The sequence below is a fragment of the Aeromonas rivipollensis genome (genome assembly GCF_010974825.1).
Lineage (GTDB): Bacteria > Pseudomonadota > Gammaproteobacteria > Enterobacterales > Aeromonadaceae > Aeromonas > Aeromonas rivipollensis.
Map to the genome: position 1 here is coordinate 1 of NZ_JAAILA010000029.1, position 21,222 is coordinate 21,222.

Genomic DNA, 21,222 nt, shown 5'->3' on the forward strand with positions numbered 1-21,222 from the left:
GTTGAGGCAGTTGAGGCAGTATCAGAATCCATTAAAAGAAAAGCCGGGACAAGCCCGGCTTTTTCTTTATCACTCAGCAGCTGCTTCAGCAGCGGCCGGGCGGTCTACCAGCTCAATGTAAGCCATAGGAGCGTTGTCGCCTGCACGGAAACCGCATTTCAGAATGCGAGTATAACCGCCGGCGCGCTCCAGGTAGCGCGGGCCCAGTTCATTGAACAGCTTAGCCACGATCGCGTTATCGCGAGTACGGGCAAATGCCAGGCGACGATTAGCAACGCTATCAGTCTTGGCAAGGGTGATCAGCGGTTCAACTACACGACGCAGCTCTTTTGCCTTAGGCAGAGTCGTCTTGATGATCTCATGACGAACCAGGGAGCTGGCCATGTTGCGGAACATAGCCTGACGATGGCTGCTGTTCCGGTTCAGTTGACGACCACTCAAACGATGGCGCATGACCTTATCCTTCTAACTAAATCTGTGAAACCCGTAATCTGGATTACTCGTCAGCGATGCTGGCGGGCGGCCAGTTCTCAAGGCGCATGCCAAGAGACAGACCACGGGAGGCCAACACATCCTTGATCTCAGTCAGGGACTTCTTACCGAGGTTAGGAGTTTTAAGCAACTCAACTTCGGTACGCTGTACCAGATCACCAATATAGTGGATAGCTTCTGCCTTCAGACAGTTCGCTGAACGAACTGTCAGCTCCAAATCATCGACAGGACGCAGCAGAATCGGATCAAACTCGGGTTTCTCTTCTTTCTTCTCGGGCACGCTGACATCGCGCAGATCCACGAAGGCTTCCAGCTGTTCGGCCAAAATAGTGGCAGAACGGCGAATGGCTTCTTCCGGATCCAGAGTACCATTGGTCTCCATGTCGATAACCAGCTTGTCCAAGTCGGTGCGCTGTTCCACACGTGCCGCCTCAACATTGTAGGCGATGCGAACGATGGGGCTGAACGCGGAGTCCAGCAGCAGGCGACCAATAGGACGCTCTTCATCATCGTTGTGAACACGAGCAGAAGCAGGCACATAACCACGACCGCGCTGAACTTTCAGACGCATGCTGATCTCAGCATTGGCCCCTGTCAGGTGGCAGATTACGTGCTCCGGGTTTACGATCTCGACTTCATCACCGTGAGTGATATCACCAGCGGTAACGGGGCCTGTTCCAGACTTGGTCAGGGACAGAGTTACCTCGTCCTTGCCTTCCAGCTTCACAGCGATACCTTTCAGGTTGAGCAGGATTTCAAGAATGTCTTCCTGTACACCTTCTTTGCTGCTGTACTCGTGCAGTACTCCGTCGATCTCGACTTCAGTAACTGCACAACCGGGCATAGATGACAGCAAAATACGACGCAGGGCATTACCCAGCGTGTGACCAAAGCCACGCTCAAGCGGCTCGAGAGTCACTTTCGCGTGAGTCGGGCTAACTTGCTCGATGTCAACTAGCCGCGGTTTAAGAAAATCTGTTACAGAACCCAGCATTGTGTCCTCTCTTTAGAAGCTAGCTTTACTTGGAGTAAAGCTCGACGATCAGCTGTTCGTTAATGTCGGCAGACAGGTCGGAACGCTCTGGCAGGCGCTTGAAGGCACCTTCCATCTTAGCAGCGTCAACCTCTACCCAAGTCGGCTTCTCGCGCTGACCAGCAACTTCCAGGGAAGCTTTGATACGCGCTTGCTTCTTAGCCTTCTCGCGAACGCAGATCACGTCCTCAGGGGATACCTGGAAAGAAGGAACATTCACAACGCGGCCGTTTACCATGATGGCTTTGTGGCTCACCAGCTGACGAGACTCAGCACGAGTGGCGCCGAAGCCCATGCGGTAGACGACGTTGTCCAGACGACCTTCCAGCAGCTGCAACAGGTTTTCACCGGTGTTACCCTTTTGACGGGCAGCGTCGCGGTAGTAGTTGCGGAACTGTTTTTCCAATACGCCGTAGATACGACGTACTTTTTGTTTCTCGCGCAGTTGCACGCCATAGTCAGACAGACGCGCTTTACGCGCACCGTGTTGACCAGGAACGGTGTCAATCTTGCACTTAGAATCAATCGCACGAACACCAGACTTCAGGAAGAGGTCGGTGCCCTCACGACGGCTAAGCTTAAGCTTAGGACCGATATATCTTGCCATCTTCTTTCTCCAACAATCCTAGACCAAGTAGCTACAGCGTTATACGCGGCGCTTCTTGGGAGGACGACAACCGTTGTGCGGGATCGGAGTCACATCAGTAATATTAGTGATGCGGAAACCAGCCGCGTTCAGAGCGCGGATGGAAGACTCACGACCGGGACCCGGACCTTTGACCATGACTTCCAGGTTCTTCACGCCGTATTCTTTGGCGATCTCACCAGCACGCTCAGCAGCTACCTGGGCAGCAAACGGAGTGGACTTACGGGAACCACGGAAACCTGAACCACCGGAGGTAGCCCATGACAGAGCATTGCCCTGACGGTCAGTAATGGTCACGATTGTGTTGTTGAAAGATGCATGAACGTGCGCAATACCGTCGCTCACTTGCTTTTTAACGCGCTTGCGAGCACGAGTCGGAGTTTTAGCCATTTTCTACCTTCCCGTTACTTCTTGATAGCCTTGCGCGGACCCTTACGGGTACGAGCGTTGGTCTTGGTACGTTGACCACGAACAGGCAGGCTACGACGGTGACGCAAACCACGGTAGCAACCCAGATCCATCAAGCGTTTGATGTTCATGGAAATCTGACGACGCAAGTCACCTTCAACGGTGAATTTACCTACTTGCTCGCGCAGACTTTCGATCTGAGCTTCGTCCAAGTCTTTAATTTTCACATTCTCAGCAATACCGGCTGCGGCACAGATGGCCTTGGAGCGGGTACGACCGACGCCATAAATCGCAGTCAACGCAATGACTGCATGCTTATGGTCAGGAATGTTAATGCCAGCGATACGGGCCACTGTTCACTCCTACTTAGCGTAGATAACGACCACCACAAAGCCCGTGAGCGGATACGTGGCGGTCAACCAATACACAACAAAAGTTGGCTGGCTATATTAGCCAGCACAACTATTTGTTGCAAGTACTAACCGTAAAAAATTAGCCTTGGCGCTGTTTATGCTTTGGCTCGCTGCAAATCACACGCACCACACCGTGACGCTTAATGATTTTGCAGTTACGGCAGATTGCCTTAACGGAAGCACGAACTTTCATTGCTTAACTCCGTAACTACGCCGACCTTTAGCGGCCGTAGCCCTTCAGGTTGGCCTTCCTCAGGACGTCACCATATTGATGAGACATCATATGGGTTTGTACCTGAGCCATGAAGTCCATGATAACTACCACGATAATCAGCAGCGAAGTGCCACCGAAGTAGAACTGTACGTTCCAGGCAGTCATCAAGAACTGGGGTACCAGACAGATAAAGGTTATATAGAGCGCACCTGCCAATGTCAGGCGAGTCATAACCTTATCGATGTAACGTGCTGTCTGCTCGCCCGGGCGGATCCCCGGGATAAAGGCTCCACTCTTCTTCAAATTATCTGCTGTCTCGCGGGGGTTGAACACCAGCGCGGTATAGAAGAAGCAGAAGAAGATAATGGCTGCTGCATAGAGCATCTCATACAAGGGTTGACCCGGCTGCAGGACCATAGAGACCTGTTGCAGGATATCAGCCACCTTGCCCTCGCCCTGACCAAACCAAGAGGTAATGGTCCCTGGGAAGAGGATGATGCTAGATGCGAAAATCGCAGGAATCACACCAGCCATATTCACTTTCAACGGCAGGTGTGTGCTTTGCGCGGCGAATACCTGGCGGCCTTGTTGACGCTTGGCATAGTTGACGACGATACGACGCTGACCACGCTCCACGAACACCACAAAGTAAGTCACTGCGAAAACAATCAAGCCCAGCAACAACAACAGCAGGATGTGCAATTCCCCTTGACGTGCCTGTTCGGCCGTAGCGCCAATGGCATGAGGCAGACCAGCAACGATACCCGTGAAAATAATCAACGAGATACCATTACCAATCCCACGCTCGGTAATCTGTTCACCCAACCACATCAAGAACATGGTACCGGTGACCAGACTCACAACGGCCGTGAAATAGAAGCCCAAACCCGGATGAGTCACGAGTCCCTGCATCATATTCGGCAGACCGGTTGCAATACCAATGGCCTGGAACGTTCCCAAAACCAGCGTGCCCCAACGGGTATATTGGCTAATCTTGCGACGGCCGGATTCACCCTCTTTCTTGAGTTCAGCAAGAGCAGGATGAACCACAGTCAGCAGCTGGATAATGATCGACGCCGAAATGTACGGCATGATCCCCAGCGCAAGAATAGAAGCACGCGAGAGTGCACCACCACTGAACATGTTGAACATCTCAATGATGGTGCCCTTCTGTTGTTGGAACAACTCGGCCAGTACGGCGGCGTCAATACCAGGAATCGGCACATAAGAGCCTGCGCGGAACACGATAATTGCCCCGAGAACGAAGAGCAGACGGCTCTTCAGTTCACTCAGACCACCTTGTGCTTTAACATCCAATCCTGGTTTCTTAGCCATTGTACTGATTATTCCTCGATTTTACCGCCAGCGGCCTCGATGGCTGCACGTGCACCTTTGGTGACGGACAGACCACGAACGGTCACAGCACGGTCAATGTTGCCAGACAGAACAACTTTAGCGAAAACGATGTTCTTGGTAACAACACCGGCTTGCTTTAGAGTGCTCAAATCGACCACATCACCTTCTACCAGGGCGATTTCGTTCAGGCGCACTTCGGCAGAAACCAAAGATTTGCGAGAGAAGAAACCGAACTTCGGCAGACGGATTTTCAAAGGCATCTGGCCACCCTCGAAACCGTTGCGGACTTTACCGCCACCGGAACGAGAAGTTTGACCTTTCACACCACGACCACCGGTCTTGCCCAGACCAGAACCGATACCACGGCCCGGACGGTGCTTAACACGCTTGGAACCAGCGGCCGGAGACAGAGTATTCAGACGCATGCTTAGCCCTCCACCTTAACCATGTAATAAACCTGGTTGATCATGCCGCGTACGCAGGGAGTATCTTCCAGCTCAACGGTGTGACCAATGCGACGCAGACCCAGACCACGCAGAGTCGCCTTGTGCTTTGGCAGACGGCCGATAGAGCTGCGAGTTTGAGTTACTTTTACAGTGTTAGCCATGTCGCATTACCCCAGAATTTCTTCAACGCGCAGACCACGCTTGGCAGCGATCTGTTCCGGTGATTGACCGTGAACCAGAGCGTCTACAGTTGCGCGAACAACGTTGATTGGGTTGGTGGAACCGTAGGTCTTGGCCAGCACGTTGTGGATACCGGCAACTTCCAGTACGGCACGCATGGCGCCGCCTGCAATGATACCAGTACCTTGTGAGGCCGGCTTCATGAACACGGTGGAACCGGAGTGAACACCGCGCACCGGGTGGTGCAGAGTGCCATTGTTCAGTTCAACCTTGTTCAGGTTACGTTTAGCCTGTTCCATTGCCTTTTGAATGGCAGCCGGAACTTCACGGGCCTTACCGTAACCGTAACCTACACGGCCGTTACCATCACCTACCACGGTCAACGCGGTGAAGGACATGATACGACCACCTTTAACAGTTTTCGAAACACGGTTTACTGCAATCAGCTTTTCTTGCAGTTCGCCGGCTTGAGATTCGACTTTAGCCATCTTCGACTCCTAGCTTAGAACTGAAGACCAGCGTCACGAGCAGCGGTAGCCAGAGCGGCTACACGACCGTGATACTTGAAACCGGAACGATCGAAAGATACGTTCTGAACGCCTTTGGCAATAGCACGCTCAGCGATTGCTTTACCTACTGCGGTAGCTGCATCTGCATTACCGGTAGATTTGAGCGCTTCACTGATGGCTTTCTCTACTGTAGAAGCAGAGGCCAGAACTTCGGAACCGTTGGCTGCGATAACCTGCGCATAGATATGACGCGGGGTACGGTGAACAACCAGACGGGTAGCTCCCAGTTCCTGCATCTTTTTCCGAGCACGAGTAGCACGACGGAGACGAGCTGCTTTCTTGTCCATAGTGTTACCTTACTTCTTCTTAGCTTCTTTAGTACGCACTTGCTCGTTGGCATAGCGTACACCCTTGCCCTTGTAGGGCTCCGGAGCGCGGTAAGAACGGATATCGGCGGCGACTTGGCCAACCAGCTGCTTGTCCACACCACGCAGAATGATCTCTGTGGCGGACGGACATTCAGCGGTGACACCAGCCGGCAGCGCATGCTCAACCGGGTGAGAGAAGCCCAGAGCCAGCGCGACAGCATTGCCCTTGATGGAGGCTTTGTAGCCAACACCAACCAGCTGCAGCTTGCGCTCGAAGCCTTGGGTAACACCGATTACCATGTTGTTAGCCAATGCACGTGCAGTACCGGCCTGAGCGTCAGCACCAGCGATGCCGTCGCGCGGGGCGAACTTCAGTACATTGTCTTCTTTGGTCACTTCTACACCGGCGTGAATGGAACGAACCAGAGAACCTTTACCACCTTTGATGGACAGTTCCTGACCGTTCAGAGTCACCTCTACGCCAGCAGGAATAGTGACGGGTGCCTTAGCAACGCGAGACATTTCCGACCTCCTATTAAGCGACGTAGCAGATGATCTCACCACCCATGCTTGCCTTGCGGGCAGCACGGTCGGTCATCACACCTTTAGACGTGGACACGATAGCAACACCGAGACCGCCCATGACTTTCGGCAGATCAGTAGTGCGCTTGTAAATACGCAGGCCGGGACGGCTCACGCGTTGGATCAGTTCTACAACCGGCTTGCCCTGGAAATATTTCAGTTCAATTTCCAGTTCCGGCTTCACATCACCTGCTACGGAGTAGCCAGCGATGTAACCTTCTTCCTTCAGCACTTTGGCAATAGCCACTTTCAGCTTGGAAGAAGGCATGGAAACCGCAACTTTGCTCGCCGCCTGACCGTTACGGATGCGGGTCAGCATATCCGCGATCGGATCTTGCATGCTCATAGTCTAACTCCCGAGATTCTTACCAAGAGGCCTTTTTGAGGCCCGGAATTTCGCCCTTCATGGCATGCTCACGCACCTTGATGCGAGAGAGGCCAAACTTCCGCAGGAAACCGTGCGGACGACCAGTGATGTTGCAACGGTTACGCTGGCGGGACGGACTGGAATCACGGGGCAGCTGTTGCAGTTGCAAGACAGCATCCCAACGCGCTTCTTCAGAAGCGTTCATATCAACGATGATAGCTTTCAGCTCGGTACGCTTGGTCGCGAACTTGGCTGCCAGCTTCGCACGCTTTGCTTCACGTGCTTTCATGGATGTTTTAGCCATAACCCTAACCTTACTTGCGGAATGGGAAGTTAAAGGCAGCCAGCAGAGCACGGCCTTCTTCGTCGGTATTCGCGGAAGTGGTGATGGTGATATCCAGACCACGGACGCGATCGACCTTGTCATAGTCGATTTCCGGGAAGATGATTTGCTCACGCACGCCCATGGAGTAGTTACCACGGCCATCAAACGCCTTAGCGTTCAGACCACGGAAGTCACGGATACGCGGTACGGAGATGCAAATCAGCCGTTCCAGGAACTCCCACATACGCTCGCCACGCAGGGTTACTTTACAACCTATCGGGTAGCCTTCACGAATCTTGAAGCCCGCAACAGATTTGCGTGCTTTGGTGATCAGCGGTTTCTGACCGGAAATGGCAGCCATATCGGCAGCAGCATTTTCCAGCAACTTCTTGTCAGAGATCGCTTCACCAACACCCATGTTCAGGGTGATTTTCTCGATCCGAGGGACTTGCATGATAGTCTTGTAACCGAACTGCTTGGACAGTTCATTTACTACATCGGATTTGTAGTAATCATGCAGTTTCGCCATCGTTAAACTCCAATTACTTCACAAGTTCGCCGGTGGATTTGAAGAAACGGACTTTCTTGCCGTCTTCAATCCGGAAACCAACGCGGTCAGCCTTGCCAGTGGCAGAGTTGAACAGCGCGATGTTAGATACATCGATGGGGGCTTCTTTGGTGACGATACCGCCAGCCTGACCCAATGCGGGTACCGGCTTCTGGTGTTTCTTCACCTGGTTGATGCCTTCCACGATTACCTTACCTTTTGCAATCAGGACTTGAGTGACTTTGCCACGCTTGCCCTTGTCTTTGCCGGTAAGAACAATTACTTCGTCTTCGCGACGGATTTTCGCTGCCATCGTTCGACTCCTTACAGTACTTCGGGTGCCAGGGACACAATCTTCATGAACTTCTCATTACGGAGTTCACGGGTCACCGGGCCAAAAATACGAGTACCGATTGGCTGTTGGTTGTTGTTAAGCAACACAGCCGCATTGTTGTCGAAACGGATGACAGAGCCGTCCGGACGACGAACGCCTTTACGGGTGCGTACGACCACCGCGTTATACACATCACCTTTCTTCACTTTACCGCGAGGAATAGCTTCCTTGATGGAAACCTTGATGATGTCGCCGATGCCGGCATAACGGCGGTGCGAACCACCCAGAACCTTAATACACATTACACTGCGAGCGCCGGAGTTGTCGGCAACACCCAGCATACTTTGCATCTGGATCATCTTAGTGCTCCGCTTTGTTTACTTCTTATCCCTAATGGGATCTGGCTGCCTTCAAAAGGCGCGAAACTATAACACAGGTATTTTTGAAAAGGTAGCCTAAAAAACAAACGGCCCCGATGGGGGGCCGTTTGGGCTAAAAAGTACCGAATTAGGCCTTTTCTACGACAGCAACCAGGGTCCAGGACTTGGTCTTGGACAGCGGGCGGCATTCGCGGATTTCCACGAGATCGCCAGCTTTACACTCGTTGTTCTCGTCATGTACGTGCAGCTTGGTAGTGCGCTTGATGATCTTACCGTAGATCGGGTGCTTTACCTTGCGCTCGATAGCGACGGTGATGGACTTGTCCATCTTGTCGCTAATTACACGACCTTGCAGAGTACGGATCTTGTCAGTCATTACGCACCTGCCTTCTCAGTCAGTACAGTCTTGATACGTGCGACGTCACGACGCACTTGTTTCAGAGTGTGAGTCTGAGCCAGCTGGCCGGTGGACGCTTGCATGCGCATGTTGAATTGCTCACGCAGCAGACCCAGCAGCTCCTGGTTCAGTTCATCGACGCTCTTTTGACGCAGATCTTGGGCTTTCATCACATCACCGTCTTAATTACGAAAGTGGTCTGAACGGACAGCTTAGCTGCGGCCAGGGCAAACGCTTCACGCGCCAGAGCCTCAGGTACACCATCCATCTCGTACAGAACCTTGCCAGGCTGGATCGGGCAGACCCAATATTCCACGTTGCCCTTACCTTTACCCATACGAACTTCGAGGGGCTTTTCGGTGATGGGCTTGTCCGGGAACACACGGATCCAGATCTTACCTTGACGCTTTACGTGACGGGTCATGGCACGACGGGCTGCTTCGATTTGACGAGCAGTCAGTTGACCACGAGATGTCGCCTTCAGGCCAAAGGTACCGAAGGATACTTCGTTACCAGAGTTGGCCAGACCGCGGTTACGACCCTTATGGGTCTTGCGGAATTTAGTACGCTTAGGTTGCAACATTTACCGAATCTCCTTACTTAGCAGCGCGGCGCTTGTTGTCACGCTTGGGCTTTGCAGGAGCTTGCTCTTGAGCAGCGGCAGCGTTAACAGCAGCCAGACCGCCCAGAACTTCGCCCTTGAAGATCCAAACTTTGACGCCGATCACACCGTAAGTGGTGTGGGCTTCAGAAGTTGCGTAGTCGATGTCGGCACGCAGGGTGTGCAAAGGCACACGACCTTCACGGTACCATTCGGTACGCGCGATTTCAGCGCCGCCCAGACGACCGGACACTTCTACTTTGATGCCCTTGGCACCCAGGCGCATGGCGTTCTGAACGGCGCGCTTCATAGCGCGACGGAACATTACGCGACGTTCCAGCTGAGAAGTGATGCTGTCGGCAACGAGTTTGCCATCCAGCTCCGGCTTGCGGACTTCGGAAATGTTGATCTGAGCAGGCACGCCAGCAATAGCGGCTACGGCTTTGCGCAGTTTTTCAACGTCTTCGCCTTTCTTGCCGATCACGACACCCGGACGAGCGGTGTGAATGGTCACACGGATGCTCTTGGCCGGACGCTCGATGGTGATCTTGGACAAGGAAGCGTTTTTCAGCTCCTTGGTCAGGAACTGGCGTACTTGGAAATCGCTGTACAGGTTGTCAGCGAAGTCTTTGGTGTTCGCGAACCAGGTAGAATTCCAAGGCTTGGTAATACCCAGGCGAATGCCATTAGGATGTACTTTCTGACCCATTGCTTATCTCCCAGCCTTAGCGTCGGATACCACTACAGTGATGTGAGCGGTACGCTTGAGGATACGATCCGCGCGACCTTTGGCACGCGGGCGGATGCGCTTCATGGAGGGACCTTCGTCTACCATGATGGTGGCAACACGCAGGGCGTCGATGTCGGCGCCTTCGTTGTGCTCAGCGTTTGCAATGGCAGATTCCAGCACTTTCTTCACCAGAACCGCAGCCTTTTTCGGGCTGAAGGTCAGGATGTTCAGAGCCTTGTCTACGGACAGACCACGTACTTGATCGGCTACCAGACGAGCTTTCTGGGCAGAAGTACGGGCATAACGGTGTTTAGCGATAGCTTCCATCATTTATCCCTTAGCGCTTCTTAGCCTTCTTATCAGCAGCATGGCCGCGATAAGTACGAGTCGGTGCGAATTCACCCAGTTTGTGACCGATCATTTCTTCGGTAACGAAAACCGGAACGTGCTGACGACCATTATGGACAGCGATGGTCAAACCGATCATGTTCGGGATGATCATTGAACGACGGGACCAGGTCTTAACCGGCTTTTTATCCCCGCTTTCCACCGCTTTCTCTACCTTCTTCAGCAAGTGCAGGTCAATAAATGGACCCTTCTTGAGAGAACGTGGCATGGTGATTCCTCTATGTTAACAATTACTTGTTACGACGACGTACGATGTACTTGTCGGTACGCTTGTTCTTACGGGTCTTGAAGCCCTTAGCCTTCTGGCCCCATGGGGACACAGGCTGCATGCCCTTGTTACGACCCTCACCACCACCGTGCGGGTGATCAACCGGGTTCATCGCCATACCGCGAACGGTCGGACGAATACCACGCCAGCGGTTTGCACCGGCTTTACCCAGTTGACGCAGCATGTGCTCGGAGTTACCCACTTCACCAATGGTGGCGCGGCACTCGGCCAGAACTTTACGTACTTCGCCGGAACGCAGACGCAGAGTTACATAGTTACCTTCACGAGCCAGAATCTGGATGAAAGTACCAGCGGAACGAGCCAGCTGGGCACCTTTACCAGGCTTCATTTCTACGGCGTGAACGGTAGAACCAACCGGGATGTTACGCATCGGCAGGGAGTTACCTACCTTGATCGCAGCATCAGCACCAGAAGCGATAGCATCACCTGCTTTCAGGCCTTTCGGAGCCAGGATGTAACGACGCTCACCGTCTGCATACAGCACCAGGGCGATGTTTGCGGTACGGTTAGGATCGTATTCCAGACGCTCTACTTTGGCCGGAATGCCGTCTTTGTCGCGTTTGAAGTCGACGATACGGTAGTGTTGCTTGTGACCACCACCGATATGACGGGTGGTGATACGGCCGTTGTTGTTACGACCACCGGACTTGCTTTTGCTGTCCAGCAGAGCGGCGAAGGGCTTGCCCTTGTACAGCTCTTGGTTGACGATCTTGACGACGTGGCGGCGGCCCGGAGAAGTAGGCTTGCACTTAACGATTGCCATTTTTGAGAACTCCTCTTACTCGGCTGCGCCCATGAAGTCGATGTCCTGACCAGCTTTCAGGGTCACATAAGCCTTTTTCCAATCGGAACGACGGCCTACACGCGCACCTGAGCGCTTGGTCTTACCCTTCATGTTCAGGGTACGGACGGTCTCAACTTCGACCTCGAACAGTTTCGCAACTGCAGCTTTGACTTCCGCCTTGGTGGCATCAACAGCAACTTTGAACACGATAGTGTTCTGCTTTTCTGCGACCATGGTGCTCTTTTCAGAGATGTGCGGAGCCTTCAGAACTTTCAACAGACGTTCTTCGCGGATCATGCCAGCATCTCCTCGATTTGCTTAACTGCGTCAGCAGTCATCAGAATCTTGTCGAAAGCGATCAGGCTGACCGGGTCGATACCGGCAACATCACGCACGTCGACCTTGTACAGGTTGCGAGCAGCCAGGAACAGGTTCTCATCGACTTCAGCAGTCACGATCAGAACGTCAGTCAGTTCCATTTCTTTCAGCTTGGCGATCAGTTCTTTGGTCTTCGGCGCTTCGATGCCGAATTTCTCGACAACGATCAGGCGCTCTTGACGTACCAGCTCGGACAGGATGCTACGGATAGCGCCGCGGTACATCTTCTTGTTTACTTTCTGGCTGTGATCTTGCGGCTTAGCAGCAAAGGTCACACCACCGGAACGCCAGATGGGCGAACGGATGGAGCCAGCACGGGCACGACCAGTACCCTTCTGACGCCACGGCTTTTTGCCGCCACCAGACACTTCAGAGCGAGTCAGCTGCGCACGAGTACCCTGACGGGCACCAGCGGCATATGCAACGACGACCTGGTGAACCAGAGCTTCGTTGAATTCGCGCCCGAAGGTAGTCTCGGAAACTTCAAGAGCGCTCTTGGCGTCTTTCATTACCAATTCCATTACTATCTCCTCAGACGTTACGCTTTGACGGCAGGTTTGACGATCACGTTGCCGTTGGTTGCACCCGGTACTGCGCCTTTGATGAGCAGCAGGTTGCGTTCAGCGTCAACACGAACCAGTTCCAGGTTCTGAGTCGTTACACGCTCAGCACCCATGTGACCAGCCATCTTTTTGCCCTTGAATACACGGCCCGGGGTCTGGTTTTGACCGATGGAGCCAGGTACACGGTGGGACAGGGAGTTACCGTGGGTCATATCCTGGGTGCGGAAGTTGTGGCGCTTTACAGTGCCCGCAAAACCTTTACCCTTGGATGTGCCGGTAACGTCAACCATCTTAACGTCAGCGAGAAGATCTACTTTCAGCTCGCTACCAACAGTGAAAGTTTCACCGTTGTTCAGGCGGAACTCCCACAGACCGCGACCGGCTTCTACACCAGCTTTGGCGAAGTGGCCAGCTTCCGGCTTGGTCACACGGCTGGCTTTCTTGGCGCCAGTGGTAACCTGAATAGCGTTGTAGCCGTCGGTTTCTACAGATTTGACCTGAGTTACACGGTTAGCTTCAACTTCGATAACAGTCACCGGGATAGAAACGCCATCTTCAGTGAAGATGCGAGTCATACCCACTTTGCGACCTACAAGACCGATTGTCATTGTTATCAACCTCTTTCCGTAATTAACCCAGGCTGATCTGGACGTCTACACCAGCTGCCAGATCCAGACGCATCAGGGCGTCTACGGTCTTGTCAGTCGGCTCAACGATGTCTACCAGACGCTTGTGAGTGCGGATCTCGTACTGATCACGCGCATCTTTGTTGACGTGCGGGGAGATCAGGACGGTGAAGCGCTCTTTGCGAGTCGGCAGCGGAATAGGACCGCGAACCTGCGCGCCGGTGCGCTTTGCAGTTTCAACGATTTCCGCAGTGGATTGATCGATCAGGCGATGATCAAAAGCCTTCAGGCGGATACGGATTCTTTGGTTCTGCATTGACAGAGCTCCAATAGATAAAAGAACATAAATCAACACCGCCCGACCGAGATTACTCCCGCCAGAGGTGTGATTTTTCACGTTTCCTCCCATATCGGGAGGACTGTATGGCTGGCGACTCGTAAACGGGAAGCTCAGCAGCAGACATATCGTCTGGCATGCCTCATGGGCAAGCGGAGGGGATTATACGGATTTTTTCAATTCGCGCAAGAGAAGGCGGACAGATTGTGCGCAATTTTGTGTGACGGATGGATCTCGCTGGCGATCGCTCTCCTGCCAGCCACAAAGCGGTAACGACAATGTTGCAAACAGGCTGATAGACTGCGCCCTTGCCTCAGTCAGCGGAACGACCCCGATGCTCAAGAATCAGAAGAAAGCCTATCAATACGGACTCTGCGCCGTCGCCCTCTGGTCGACGGTAGCCACCGCCTTCAAGATATCCCTCGCCTACTTCGAGCCGGTGCAGTTGCTGCTGGTCGCCGCCATCACCTCGACCCTGACCCTGGGGTCCATCGTGGCGATCCAGGGCAAGCTGCCCCTGCTGCTGAGCTATCTCAGGGCCCGCCCCTTCTACTATCTGGCCCTGGGGGTGCTGAACCCCTTCCTTTACTACCTGCTGCTGTTCAAGGCCTATGACCTGCTGCCTGCCCAGCAGGCCCAGACCCTCAACTACACCTGGGCCATCACCTTGAGTTTGCTGGCCGTCCCCTTCCTCGGCCAGAAGCTCCGGCGCCGTGACGGCGTGGCCATAGTCCTTGGCTACTTCGGCGCCCTGGTGATCGCCACCAGGGGGGACGTGTTCGGCCTGCAGTTTGACAGCCCGCTCGGGGTGACGTTAGCCCTGGTCTCTACCCTCATCTGGGCCGGCTACTGGATCCTCAATACCCGCAATCAGAGGGATCCCATCGTCAGCCTGCTGCTTGGCTTCCTCATCAGCCTGCCTTTCATCGTGGTGGCGACCTGGCTGCTCGCCGACTTTGCCATGACCGCCTGGCAGGGCTGGCTCGGAGCCATCTATGTGGGACTGTTCGAGATGGGCTTTGGCTTCGTGCTCTGGCTGATGGCCCTGCGCCACGCCACCAACACGGCCCCCATCAGCAACCTCATCTTCATCTCGCCGTTTGCTTCGCTGGTGCTGCTCAACCTGTTGATCGGCGAAGCCATTCATCCCGCCACCCCCATAGGGCTGGCGCTGATCGTCGCCGCCCTGCTGATCCAGCAACTCAAATACGGCAAGCGCTACCGCAAGAGCGCCGAGCCACAAGCCTGACAATGCAGAAGGGCGCATCCACAGATGCGCCCTTCGTTCAATCCATCCACTCCAGCGGCTGATGCTTGGGTAGCCGGATCTCCACCAGCAACCCCCCCAGATCAGAGCGACCCAGCTTGATGGTGCCGTGGTGCTGGGACACTATCTTGGCGACTATGGCCAGCCCCAGGCCACTGCCACCGCCGGTGCGCGCCAGATTGCCCTGGGTAAAGGGCTTGAGCACCCGGGAGTAGTCCTGCTCCGCAATCCCGGGGCCATTGTCGGAGAGCCGCAACCTGACCCAGTGACCATCGTCCTTCAGCTCGGCCTGCAACCGGGTCGCGCCGTAGCGCAGCGCATTGCCCGACAGGTTGTTGAGGATGCGGCGGATGCTGATGGGATGGCAGGCCACTCGCACCGCCTGCTCCGGCAGGAGCAGCTCCACTTCCAGCCCCTGATCGGTCTGCATCAGCAGCGCATCGTGGATGAGCTGGGTCAGGTCGATCGGATGGGCCTCCAGCCCCTCGTTCGGGCGTATGTAGTCGATGAACTGATCTATGATGCCGTTGGACTCGTCGATGTCTGCATTGATGCTCTCCTTGAGGTACTCATCCCCGGAGGACATCATCTCGGTCGCCAGCCGGATGCGGGTCAGGGGCGTGCGCAGATCGTGGGAGACCCCGGCCATCATCAGGTTGCGCTCTTCGATAAGTCCCTTGATGGAGTGCGACATGTGGTTGAAGGTGCGGGTCAGGCGGCGTACCTCCCGCGAACCGTGCTCTCCCAGGGCATCGGGGAACTGGCCCCGCGCCACGGCCACGGCCCCCGCCTCCAGGTCTTCCAGCGGTCGCACCAGCTGGCGGGCGAAGCGCCAGGCCGCAAACAGGGTCACTACCAGCAGCACGCTCATGTAGATGATGAGGGGCTCTATGTCGTCATCCTCGATCTCGGTCAGGGGGATGCGCACCCACATCTGGCTGGCCTGGGGCGGCTGGATCCAGATGATGTAGTGGTCCTGGATCTCGACCCTGACCTTGGTTTCCCCCTTCAGCTCGCGGCTGATGTTCTCCTCCAGATAGGGGTAGGGCTTGGAATCCTTGAGTCCGTGCTGCTCCGCCTCGCTCTGGGTGTAGATGTCGCTGCCCGTGGTCACATAGACCAGCGCCTCGGCATCCTCGCTCAGCGCCAGCTGGTTGCTGTCGGCAGGGAAGATGAGCTTGACCTGATTGGCCAGCAGGTGGCTGATCTGCTTGACGGTGGGCGCCAGCAGATAGTTGTAGAAGGTGGCGTAGGAGACCACCTGATAGACCACCAGCACGGCGGCCAGGAACCAGAGCATGCGGGAGAACATGCTGCCCACTTTTTTCATTCCCCGTCACCGTCCGGCACGAAGACATAGCCCAGGCCCCACACTGTCTGCAGGTAACGGGGCTGGGCCGGATCCTGCTCCAGCAGGCGGCGCAGACGGGAGACCTGCACATCTATGCTGCGCTCTGTGGCTGTGTATTCCCGGCCCCGGGCCAGGTTCATCAGCTTGTCCCGGGAGAGCGGCTCGCGAGGGTGGCTCACCAATACCTTGAGGACGGCAAACTCGCCGCTGGTCAGGGCGACCGGATCCCCGTCGCGGCTCAGCTCGCGGGTCGCCAGGTTGAGTTGATAGGCGCCAAAGCTCACCATCTTCTCGGCGGTGGAGGGTGCGCCGGGCAGCTCGACGGTATGGCGGCGCAACACGGCGCGGATCCGGGCCAGCAACTCACGGGGGTTGAACGGCTTGGGCAGATAGTCATCCGCCCCCATCTCCAGACCGACGATGCGATCCACTTCGTCCCCCTTGGCGGTGAGCATCAGCACCGGGATCTGGTTGCCCGCCTCTCGCAGGCGGCGGCAGATGGAGAGCCCGTCCTCCCCCGGCAGCATCAGGTCGAGTACCATCAGGCTGAAGTTCTCGCGTGTCAGCAGGCGATCAGCCTGCTCTCCATTGGCAACGCCCCGCACCACAAATCCCTGTTCGGTGAGGTAACGCTCCAGCAGGGAGCGTAGTTTCAGGTCGTCGTCGACCACCAGGACCTTGTATTGCTGACTCATTGCCGCCTCTCCTCTCTGTCTCCTCCCAATACTAGGGCTCGCTCTGGCAACCACAAAGCATAAATATGTTACCGGTTATTACCCTTGGCCTGGGGATCTCGGGGATAGAACGGCGCCGAATGGGCCGCTTGCCATGCATTTCTGCTCGACACTCGGACGCCAATGGCTAAGATCCCGAGCAAGACGACGCAACCCACCATGCAGGCAGCAGGGACTGATAAGCCCATGAAAACCAAACTCATCACCCGTGAAGGCTACAACCAGCTCCGGCAGGAACACGACACCCTGTGGCGCGAGGAGAGACCCGAGGTCACCAAGAAGGTAGCCTGGGCGGCGAGCCTCGGGGATCGCAGCGAGAACGCCGACTACCAGTACAACAAGAAGCGGCTGCGGGAGATAGACCGCCGGGTCCGCTACCTGCGCAAGTGCCTGGAGGAGCTGACCATAGTCGATTACTCCCCCTCCCAGGAGGGCAAGGTGTTCTTCGGCGCCTGGGTCGAGGTGGAGAGTGAAGAGGGAGAGACCAAGCGCTTTCGCATCGTCGGCTATGACGAGATCTTCGGTCGCAAGGATTACATCTCCATCGACTCCCCCATGGCCCGCGCCCTGCTCAAGAAAGAGGTCGGCGACGAGGCCATAGTGCGCACGCCAGTGGGTGACGCCTGCTGGTATGTCAACGACATCAGCTACCCCAAGTGACCCTGCCGGGGGAACACGGACCCACCTGCCCCCGCGGGGTCAGGCTGGCACCCTTGCCCGGGGTGGCATCCCCAGCGTCGACCTCATATAGTGCTCACACCCGGCGCCTTGCGGCGCCAACCGGCCGCAGAAGCGCACCGGGAGTCAGCTGACGAGCCAGCAGCCCGCCGCGACAACTCCCAACCACTGCCGGCCCGTAGGACAGACCCGACCACAGAGACCCCAGATGCACAGCCATGTAATTGAGAGACAGATTGCCGGTGAGCTGAATGCCCGCCCGGAACAGGTGCAGGCCGCCGTGCGCCTGCTGGATGAAGGCTCGACCGTTCCCTTTATCGCCCGTTATCGCAAGGAGGTGACCGGCGGTCTGGACGACAGTCAGCTGCGTACCCTGGAGAGCCGCCTCGGCTATCTGCGTGAACTGGAAGATCGCCGCCAGGTGATCCTTCGCTCCATCGAGGAGCAGGGCAAGCTGACCCCCGAGCTGGCGCGCGAGCTGAACGGTGCCGACAGCAAGACCCGGCTGGAAGATCTCTATCTCCCCTACAAGCCCAAGCGTCGCACCAAGGGGCAGATGGCCATAGAAGCTGGGCTGGAGCCGCTGGCCAACCTGTTGCTCACCGATCCCATGCAGGATCCCGAGCAGGCGGCAGCCCGCTTCCTCAATGCCGAGCAGGGGATCACCGACAGCAAGGCCGCCCTCGACGGCGCCCGTTATATCCTGATGGAACGCTTCGCCGAGCAGGCCGATCTGCTGGAGAAGCTGCGGGACTACCTGTGGCAGAACGCCACCCTGCGCGCCCGCGTGGTGGCGGGAAAGGAGCAGGAAGGGGCCAAGTTCAAGGACTACTTCGAACACGACGAGCCGCTGCACAAGGCCCCCTCCCACCGGGTGCTGGCCATGCTGCGCGGCCGCAACGAGGGAATCCTCAACCTGGCGCTGGTCACAGGTGACGATGAGAGTGCCAGCCCTTGCGAAGGGATCATCGCCCATCACCTCAAGCTCAATCTGCAGAGCCGTCCGGCCGACAAGTGGCTGCAGGGGGTGGTGAGCTGGACCTGGAAGATCAAGCTCTCCCTGCAGATGGAAACCGAGCTTATCGGCCGCATCCGCGAATCGGCAGAGGACGAGGCGATCAAGGTGTTCGCCATGAACCTCAAGGATCTGCTGATGGCAGCGCCGGCCGGCATGCGTTGCACCATGGGGCTGGATCCCGGCATCCGCACCGGGGTCAAGGTAGCCGTGGTGGACGCCACCGGCAAGCTGGTCGATCACGCCACCATCTACCCGTTCGAACCCAAGCGCCAGATTGACCAGAGCCTCAAGACCCTGAGCGAGCTGTGCCAGAAGCACAAGGTCGAGCTCATCAGCATAGGCAACGGCACCGCCTCCCGGGAGACCGACCGCCTGGTGAGCGATCTGTTCGAGCGCTACCCCGCCGCCAAGGCGCAGAAGATAGTAGTGAGCGAAGCGGGCGCCTCGGTCTACTCCGCCTCCGAGCTCGCCTCCCAGGAGTTCCCGGATCTCGACGTCTCCATCCGCGGCGCCGTCTCCATCGCCCGCCGCCTGCAGGACCCCCTTGCCGAGCTGGTCAAGATCGACCCCAAGAGCATAGGCGTGGGCCAGTACCAGCACGACGTCGGCCAGAGCCAGCTGGCCCGCCGGCTGGATGCCGTGGTCGAGGATTGCGTGAACGCGGTCGGTGTGGATGTGAATACCGCCTCGGTCGCCCTGCTCAACCGGGTTTCCGGCCTCTCCCAGACCCTGGCCCAGAACATAGTCGCCTATCGGGATGAGCACGGCGCCTTCAAGAGCCGCCAGCAACTGCTGAAGGTGAGCCGACTCGGGCCCAAGGCGTTCGAGCAGTGCGCCGGCTTCCTGCGCATTCGCGGCGGCAACAATCCGCTGGATGGCTCGGCGGTGCACCCGGAATCCTATCCGGTGGTGGAGCGGATCCTCGCCCAACTTGAACAGACAGTGGACAGCCTGCTCGGCAACAGCAGCCTGCTGCGCAGCCTGAAACCGGCCGACTACACGGACGAGCAATTCGGCGTGCCCACAGTCACCGACATCATAGGCGAGCTGGACAAGCCGGGCCGGGATCCGCGCCCCGAGTTCAAGACCGCCACCTTCAGGGACGGGGTGGAGAGGATAAGCGACCTGGTACCCGAGATGGTGCTGGAAGGTGTGGTCACCAACGTCACCAACTTCGGCGCCTTCGTCGACATCGGCGTCCATCAGGACGGGCTGGTGCACATCTCCTCCCTGACCGACCGTTTCGTCAAGGATCCCCGCGAAGTGGTCAAGGCGGGTGACATTGTGCGGGTCAAGGTGCTGGAGGTGGATGCCCCGCGCAAGCGCATCAGCCTGACCATGCGCCTCGACGAGAAAGCGGGGCAACCAGCCCGCAAGCCGGCGGAATCCCGCCCATCGGGTGCAGGCAGCGCCAGACCCAGGCAGGAGCCGAAACCGAGCGCCCCTGCCGGTGGTGCCATGGGCAACGCCTTCGCCGCCGCCCTCTCCAAGATGAAGAAGTGATTGCACCGAAATGACAAAAGCCCCGTGAGGGGCTTTTTTACATCGCCTGCATAGACCAGGACTCGCTCAGATGTCCTGGCTGAAGGTCTGACGAGGAGCGGGCCTGACGGCCTGCTGATAGTGGTGGGCTATCACCTGATTACGCCTCTCCATGTAGGCACCGAGCGGCCCGATTGAAGCGCCCCTGACCTCCATCAGCTCCTTGCGGGCCAGGGCCTCTCTGGCGGTGGCGGCGCGGGCCACGCTCAGATCCTGTGACGAGGGCTCTGCCGGTGCCAGGGCGGCGGCACGCACCTGCTGCATCTTGGCGAGAGTGGCGGCCGGATCGCCCGGGATGGCGCCGATGTCGATGGCCACCTCACCCCCGGTGGCATAACGCTTGCCATCCGGCCCCTGGGAAAACTGGTAGCTGGGGCTGCCCGCATGCTCGCCGCCTGCCATCTGGTGCGCCTGCTCATGCTTGCGTACCTCGAGATCCCGCTCAACAAACGCGGCCAGCTGGCGCTGCTGCGTCTGTTGCTCCTGCTGTTTGGGATCCTGCTGCTGCCGGCGCTGGCTCTCCTCCCCCGCGGCCTCGACGAAGCGATGGGACGGGGGCGTCGGGCTGGCCTGCGCATTATCCCGGGTCGAAGCGGCGGGTGGATTGGGATTGGCCTGGGCGGCTCTGGCCTTGTCTTTCTGGGAGGCAACGCCGGACTCGGCGGCGGAGGCCTCACCCTGACGTGCGGGAGGCACCAGCTCAGCACGGCGGTTGTCAGTCTGCGCCGATTCAGTCTGCGGTTGCAGCTGATTGGGGATCAGGGGCGGCAGGCTGACGTTGATGTTCATCTCACACCCTGATGTCGATCGAGGTCCCCACCCATATCTGTCTGCGGTTGCAGCTGAATGAGGATGAAGGACGACAGACTGACGCTGACGTTCATCTCACACCTTGATGTCTATCTGGGTGCCCACTCAT

General features: G+C 56.8%; 34 protein-coding genes. 3 read left to right on the forward strand and 31 right to left on the reverse strand.

All coding sequences use genetic code 11. The features are described from left to right. Positions 1-69: 69 nt before the first annotated feature. The 28 genes from rplQ to rpsJ form a co-directional block, all read right to left on the reverse strand. Complete coding sequence (gene rplQ, locus G4923_RS16610) at positions 70-453, reverse strand: 50S ribosomal protein L17 (RefSeq protein WP_005307999.1); 384 nt, start codon at positions 451-453, stop codon at positions 70-72. A gap of 43 nt (positions 454-496) precedes the next feature. Further along, positions 497-1,486, reverse strand: coding sequence for a DNA-directed RNA polymerase subunit alpha (locus G4923_RS16615; RefSeq protein WP_005307997.1), 990 nt, complete (start codon positions 1,484-1,486; stop codon positions 497-499). A 25-nt stretch (positions 1,487-1,511) separates the two neighbouring features. Continuing rightward, complete coding sequence (gene rpsD, locus G4923_RS16620; RefSeq protein WP_010672568.1) at positions 1,512-2,132, reverse strand: 30S ribosomal protein S4; 621 nt, start codon at positions 2,130-2,132, stop codon at positions 1,512-1,514. Between the two features lie 39 nt (positions 2,133-2,171). Beyond that, complete coding sequence (rpsK, locus tag G4923_RS16625; protein WP_005319702.1) at positions 2,172-2,561, reverse strand: 30S ribosomal protein S11; 390 nt, start codon at positions 2,559-2,561, stop codon at positions 2,172-2,174. Between the two features lie 14 nt (positions 2,562-2,575). Next, a complete protein-coding gene (gene rpsM / locus G4923_RS16630) occupies positions 2,576-2,932 on the reverse strand; it encodes a 30S ribosomal protein S13 (RefSeq protein WP_005307991.1) in 357 nt (118 codons plus the stop codon). Positions 2,933-3,071: 139 nt separating this feature from the next. Further along, a complete protein-coding gene (gene rpmJ, locus G4923_RS16635; protein WP_005319705.1) occupies positions 3,072-3,185 on the reverse strand; it encodes a 50S ribosomal protein L36 in 114 nt (37 codons plus the stop codon). Between the two features lie 27 nt (positions 3,186-3,212). Continuing rightward, the gene (gene secY, locus G4923_RS16640; protein ID WP_005307989.1) at positions 3,213-4,541 is read right to left on the reverse strand and encodes a preprotein translocase subunit SecY; all 1,329 of its coding nucleotides are present in this window, start codon (positions 4,539-4,541) and stop codon (positions 3,213-3,215) included. Positions 4,542-4,549: 8 nt separating this feature from the next. Continuing rightward, entirely contained in the window at positions 4,550-4,987 is a 438-nt protein-coding gene (gene rplO / locus G4923_RS16645) for a 50S ribosomal protein L15 (RefSeq protein WP_025325390.1), read from the reverse strand. 2 nt (positions 4,988-4,989) lie between these two features. Beyond that, positions 4,990-5,169, reverse strand: a complete 180-nt coding sequence (gene rpmD / locus G4923_RS16650; RefSeq protein ID WP_005307985.1) for a 50S ribosomal protein L30 — start codon at positions 5,167-5,169, stop codon at positions 4,990-4,992. 6 nt (positions 5,170-5,175) lie between these two features. After that, positions 5,176-5,676: a 30S ribosomal protein S5 gene (rpsE, locus tag G4923_RS16655; protein ID WP_005340605.1), complete on the reverse strand. Its 501-nt coding sequence runs from the start codon at positions 5,674-5,676 to the stop codon at positions 5,176-5,178. Positions 5,677-5,690: 14 nt separating this feature from the next. Further along, positions 5,691-6,044 carry a 50S ribosomal protein L18 gene (gene rplR, locus G4923_RS16660; RefSeq protein ID WP_033130012.1) on the reverse strand — a complete coding sequence of 118 codons (354 nt, stop codon included), beginning with the start codon at positions 6,042-6,044 and terminating at the stop codon, positions 5,691-5,693. A gap of 9 nt (positions 6,045-6,053) precedes the next feature. Next, positions 6,054-6,587 (reverse strand): 50S ribosomal protein L6, encoded by a 534-nt coding sequence (gene rplF / locus G4923_RS16665; RefSeq protein ID WP_106885233.1) that lies wholly within the window; start codon positions 6,585-6,587, stop codon positions 6,054-6,056. A gap of 13 nt (positions 6,588-6,600) precedes the next feature. Beyond that, positions 6,601-6,993, reverse strand: a complete 393-nt coding sequence (gene rpsH / locus G4923_RS16670; RefSeq protein ID WP_005307980.1) for a 30S ribosomal protein S8 — start codon at positions 6,991-6,993, stop codon at positions 6,601-6,603. 19 nt (positions 6,994-7,012) lie between these two features. Further along, positions 7,013-7,318, reverse strand: a complete 306-nt coding sequence (gene rpsN / locus G4923_RS16675; RefSeq protein ID WP_005331161.1) for a 30S ribosomal protein S14 — start codon at positions 7,316-7,318, stop codon at positions 7,013-7,015. A 10-nt stretch (positions 7,319-7,328) separates the two neighbouring features. Beyond that, a complete protein-coding gene (rplE, locus tag G4923_RS16680) occupies positions 7,329-7,868 on the reverse strand; it encodes a 50S ribosomal protein L5 (protein WP_005331162.1) in 540 nt (179 codons plus the stop codon). Between the two features lie 13 nt (positions 7,869-7,881). Then, a complete protein-coding gene (gene rplX / locus G4923_RS16685) occupies positions 7,882-8,199 on the reverse strand; it encodes a 50S ribosomal protein L24 (RefSeq protein WP_025325387.1) in 318 nt (105 codons plus the stop codon). Between the two features lie 11 nt (positions 8,200-8,210). Then, positions 8,211-8,579 carry a 50S ribosomal protein L14 gene (rplN, locus tag G4923_RS16690; RefSeq protein ID WP_005307975.1) on the reverse strand — a complete coding sequence of 123 codons (369 nt, stop codon included), beginning with the start codon at positions 8,577-8,579 and terminating at the stop codon, positions 8,211-8,213. Positions 8,580-8,727: 148 nt separating this feature from the next. Next, positions 8,728-8,976 carry a 30S ribosomal protein S17 gene (gene rpsQ / locus G4923_RS16695; protein WP_005307966.1) on the reverse strand — a complete coding sequence of 83 codons (249 nt, stop codon included), beginning with the start codon at positions 8,974-8,976 and terminating at the stop codon, positions 8,728-8,730. Beyond that, positions 8,976-9,167 (reverse strand): 50S ribosomal protein L29, encoded by a 192-nt coding sequence (gene rpmC / locus G4923_RS16700; RefSeq protein ID WP_005319733.1) that lies wholly within the window; start codon positions 9,165-9,167, stop codon positions 8,976-8,978. The genes rpsQ and rpmC overlap by 1 nt, the downstream gene beginning before the upstream one ends. Beyond that, complete coding sequence (gene rplP / locus G4923_RS16705; RefSeq protein WP_005307963.1) at positions 9,167-9,580, reverse strand: 50S ribosomal protein L16; 414 nt, start codon at positions 9,578-9,580, stop codon at positions 9,167-9,169. The genes rpmC and rplP overlap by 1 nt, the downstream gene beginning before the upstream one ends. Before the next feature lie 13 nt (positions 9,581-9,593). After that, positions 9,594-10,307 carry a 30S ribosomal protein S3 gene (rpsC, locus tag G4923_RS16710; protein ID WP_005331168.1) on the reverse strand — a complete coding sequence of 238 codons (714 nt, stop codon included), beginning with the start codon at positions 10,305-10,307 and terminating at the stop codon, positions 9,594-9,596. Positions 10,308-10,310: 3 nt separating this feature from the next. Then, positions 10,311-10,655 carry a 50S ribosomal protein L22 gene (rplV, locus tag G4923_RS16715; protein ID WP_005319741.1) on the reverse strand — a complete coding sequence of 115 codons (345 nt, stop codon included), beginning with the start codon at positions 10,653-10,655 and terminating at the stop codon, positions 10,311-10,313. 10 nt (positions 10,656-10,665) lie between these two features. After that, the gene (rpsS, locus tag G4923_RS16720) at positions 10,666-10,944 is read right to left on the reverse strand and encodes a 30S ribosomal protein S19 (RefSeq protein WP_005307960.1); all 279 of its coding nucleotides are present in this window, start codon (positions 10,942-10,944) and stop codon (positions 10,666-10,668) included. Between the two features lie 22 nt (positions 10,945-10,966). Beyond that, complete coding sequence (gene rplB / locus G4923_RS16725) at positions 10,967-11,788, reverse strand: 50S ribosomal protein L2 (RefSeq protein ID WP_005331177.1); 822 nt, start codon at positions 11,786-11,788, stop codon at positions 10,967-10,969. A 15-nt stretch (positions 11,789-11,803) separates the two neighbouring features. Next, positions 11,804-12,106 (reverse strand): 50S ribosomal protein L23, encoded by a 303-nt coding sequence (gene rplW / locus G4923_RS16730; protein ID WP_005331199.1) that lies wholly within the window; start codon positions 12,104-12,106, stop codon positions 11,804-11,806. Beyond that, the gene (gene rplD / locus G4923_RS16735; RefSeq protein WP_025325386.1) at positions 12,103-12,708 is read right to left on the reverse strand and encodes a 50S ribosomal protein L4; all 606 of its coding nucleotides are present in this window, start codon (positions 12,706-12,708) and stop codon (positions 12,103-12,105) included. The genes rplW and rplD overlap by 4 nt, the downstream gene beginning before the upstream one ends. A gap of 17 nt (positions 12,709-12,725) precedes the next feature. Continuing rightward, positions 12,726-13,358 carry a 50S ribosomal protein L3 gene (gene rplC / locus G4923_RS16740; RefSeq protein WP_025325385.1) on the reverse strand — a complete coding sequence of 211 codons (633 nt, stop codon included), beginning with the start codon at positions 13,356-13,358 and terminating at the stop codon, positions 12,726-12,728. Between the two features lie 22 nt (positions 13,359-13,380). Continuing rightward, positions 13,381-13,692, reverse strand: coding sequence for a 30S ribosomal protein S10 (rpsJ, locus tag G4923_RS16745; protein ID WP_005307944.1), 312 nt, complete (start codon positions 13,690-13,692; stop codon positions 13,381-13,383). A 355-nt stretch (positions 13,693-14,047) separates the two neighbouring features. On the opposite strand from rpsJ, the gene G4923_RS16750 reads away from it, so the two are divergent. After that, entirely contained in the window at positions 14,048-14,962 is a 915-nt protein-coding gene (locus G4923_RS16750) for a DMT family transporter (RefSeq protein WP_163137736.1), read from the forward strand. Positions 14,963-14,999: 37 nt separating this feature from the next. Here the strand turns inward: G4923_RS16750 and envZ are convergent, their stop codons facing one another. Together envZ and ompR are read right to left on the reverse strand one after the other, a co-directional pair. After that, positions 15,000-16,310, reverse strand: coding sequence for a two-component system sensor histidine kinase EnvZ (gene envZ, locus G4923_RS16755; RefSeq protein WP_163137737.1), 1,311 nt, complete (start codon positions 16,308-16,310; stop codon positions 15,000-15,002). Beyond that, complete coding sequence (gene ompR, locus G4923_RS16760) at positions 16,307-17,026, reverse strand: osmolarity response regulator transcription factor OmpR (protein WP_111911588.1); 720 nt, start codon at positions 17,024-17,026, stop codon at positions 16,307-16,309. The genes envZ and ompR overlap by 4 nt, the downstream gene beginning before the upstream one ends. A 225-nt stretch (positions 17,027-17,251) precedes the next feature. On the opposite strand from ompR, the gene greB reads away from it, so the two are divergent. Then, positions 17,252-17,725, forward strand: coding sequence for a transcription elongation factor GreB (gene greB, locus G4923_RS16765; RefSeq protein WP_025325381.1), 474 nt, complete (start codon positions 17,252-17,254; stop codon positions 17,723-17,725). A gap of 226 nt (positions 17,726-17,951) precedes the next feature. Then, positions 17,952-20,264 (forward strand): Tex family protein, encoded by a 2,313-nt coding sequence (locus tag G4923_RS16770; RefSeq protein WP_163137738.1) that lies wholly within the window; start codon positions 17,952-17,954, stop codon positions 20,262-20,264. Between the two features lie 66 nt (positions 20,265-20,330). Here the strand turns inward: G4923_RS16770 and G4923_RS16775 are convergent, their stop codons facing one another. Next, a complete protein-coding gene (locus tag G4923_RS16775; protein ID WP_163137739.1) occupies positions 20,331-21,092 on the reverse strand; it encodes a putative metalloprotease CJM1_0395 family protein in 762 nt (253 codons plus the stop codon). Positions 21,093-21,222 lie beyond the last annotated feature (130 nt).

What these genes read in the sequence shown, in the direction of transcription:
- G4923_RS16770 (WP_163137738.1), top strand. Translation starts at nt 17,952, where the DNA reads ATGCACAGCCATGTAATTGAGAGACAGATTGCCGGTGAGCTGAATGCC.
- rplV (WP_005319741.1), bottom strand. Translation starts at nt 10,655, where the DNA reads ATGGAAGCTATCGCTAAACACCGTTATGCCCGTACTTCTGCCCAGAAA.
- rplX (WP_025325387.1), bottom strand. Translation starts at nt 8,199, where the DNA reads ATGGCAGCGAAAATCCGTCGCGAAGACGAAGTAATTGTTCTTACCGGC.
- rpsJ (WP_005307944.1), bottom strand. Translation starts at nt 13,692, where the DNA reads ATGCAGAACCAAAGAATCCGTATCCGCCTGAAGGCTTTTGATCATCGC.
- rpmD (WP_005307985.1), bottom strand. Translation starts at nt 5,169, where the DNA reads ATGGCTAACACTGTAAAAGTAACTCAAACTCGCAGCTCTATCGGCCGT.
- rplE (WP_005331162.1), bottom strand. Translation starts at nt 7,868, where the DNA reads ATGGCGAAACTGCATGATTACTACAAATCCGATGTAGTAAATGAACTG.
- rplD (WP_025325386.1), bottom strand. Translation starts at nt 12,708, where the DNA reads ATGGAATTGGTAATGAAAGACGCCAAGAGCGCTCTTGAAGTTTCCGAG.
- rpsS (WP_005307960.1), bottom strand. Translation starts at nt 10,944, where the DNA reads ATGCCACGTTCTCTCAAGAAGGGTCCATTTATTGACCTGCACTTGCTG.
- envZ (WP_163137737.1), bottom strand. Translation starts at nt 16,310, where the DNA reads ATGAAAAAAGTGGGCAGCATGTTCTCCCGCATGCTCTGGTTCCTGGCC.
- rplC (WP_025325385.1), bottom strand. Translation starts at nt 13,358, where the DNA reads ATGACAATCGGTCTTGTAGGTCGCAAAGTGGGTATGACTCGCATCTTC.
- G4923_RS16750 (WP_163137736.1), top strand. Translation starts at nt 14,048, where the DNA reads ATGCTCAAGAATCAGAAGAAAGCCTATCAATACGGACTCTGCGCCGTC.
- rplP (WP_005307963.1), bottom strand. Translation starts at nt 9,580, where the DNA reads ATGTTGCAACCTAAGCGTACTAAATTCCGCAAGACCCATAAGGGTCGT.
- rplQ (WP_005307999.1), bottom strand. Translation starts at nt 453, where the DNA reads ATGCGCCATCGTTTGAGTGGTCGTCAACTGAACCGGAACAGCAGCCAT.
- rpmC (WP_005319733.1), bottom strand. Translation starts at nt 9,167, where the DNA reads ATGAAAGCCCAAGATCTGCGTCAAAAGAGCGTCGATGAACTGAACCAG.
- rplR (WP_033130012.1), bottom strand. Translation starts at nt 6,044, where the DNA reads ATGGACAAGAAAGCAGCTCGTCTCCGTCGTGCTACTCGTGCTCGGAAA.
- rplN (WP_005307975.1), bottom strand. Translation starts at nt 8,579, where the DNA reads ATGATCCAGATGCAAAGTATGCTGGGTGTTGCCGACAACTCCGGCGCT.
- ompR (WP_111911588.1), bottom strand. Translation starts at nt 17,026, where the DNA reads ATGAGTCAGCAATACAAGGTCCTGGTGGTCGACGACGACCTGAAACTA.
- rpsK (WP_005319702.1), bottom strand. Translation starts at nt 2,561, where the DNA reads ATGGCTAAAACTCCGACTCGTGCTCGCAAGCGCGTTAAAAAGCAAGTG.
- rplF (WP_106885233.1), bottom strand. Translation starts at nt 6,587, where the DNA reads ATGTCTCGCGTTGCTAAGGCACCCGTCACTATTCCTGCTGGCGTAGAG.
- rplO (WP_025325390.1), bottom strand. Translation starts at nt 4,987, where the DNA reads ATGCGTCTGAATACTCTGTCTCCGGCCGCTGGTTCCAAGCGTGTTAAG.
- rpsC (WP_005331168.1), bottom strand. Translation starts at nt 10,307, where the DNA reads ATGGGTCAGAAAGTACATCCTAATGGCATTCGCCTGGGTATTACCAAG.
- rpsH (WP_005307980.1), bottom strand. Translation starts at nt 6,993, where the DNA reads ATGAGCATGCAAGATCCGATCGCGGATATGCTGACCCGCATCCGTAAC.
- rpsD (WP_010672568.1), bottom strand. Translation starts at nt 2,132, where the DNA reads ATGGCAAGATATATCGGTCCTAAGCTTAAGCTTAGCCGTCGTGAGGGC.
- rplW (WP_005331199.1), bottom strand. Translation starts at nt 12,106, where the DNA reads ATGATCCGCGAAGAACGTCTGTTGAAAGTTCTGAAGGCTCCGCACATC.
- rpsQ (WP_005307966.1), bottom strand. Translation starts at nt 8,976, where the DNA reads ATGACTGACAAGATCCGTACTCTGCAAGGTCGTGTAATTAGCGACAAG.
- rpmJ (WP_005319705.1), bottom strand. Translation starts at nt 3,185, where the DNA reads ATGAAAGTTCGTGCTTCCGTTAAGGCAATCTGCCGTAACTGCAAAATC.
- greB (WP_025325381.1), top strand. Translation starts at nt 17,252, where the DNA reads ATGAAAACCAAACTCATCACCCGTGAAGGCTACAACCAGCTCCGGCAG.
- secY (WP_005307989.1), bottom strand. Translation starts at nt 4,541, where the DNA reads ATGGCTAAGAAACCAGGATTGGATGTTAAAGCACAAGGTGGTCTGAGT.
- G4923_RS16615 (WP_005307997.1), bottom strand. Translation starts at nt 1,486, where the DNA reads ATGCTGGGTTCTGTAACAGATTTTCTTAAACCGCGGCTAGTTGACATC.
- rplB (WP_005331177.1), bottom strand. Translation starts at nt 11,788, where the DNA reads ATGGCAATCGTTAAGTGCAAGCCTACTTCTCCGGGCCGCCGCCACGTC.
- G4923_RS16775 (WP_163137739.1), bottom strand. Translation starts at nt 21,092, where the DNA reads ATGAACATCAACGTCAGCCTGCCGCCCCTGATCCCCAATCAGCTGCAA.
- rpsE (WP_005340605.1), bottom strand. Translation starts at nt 5,676, where the DNA reads ATGGCTAAAGTCGAATCTCAAGCCGGCGAACTGCAAGAAAAGCTGATT.
- rpsN (WP_005331161.1), bottom strand. Translation starts at nt 7,318, where the DNA reads ATGGCTAAAACATCCATGAAAGCACGTGAAGCAAAGCGTGCGAAGCTG.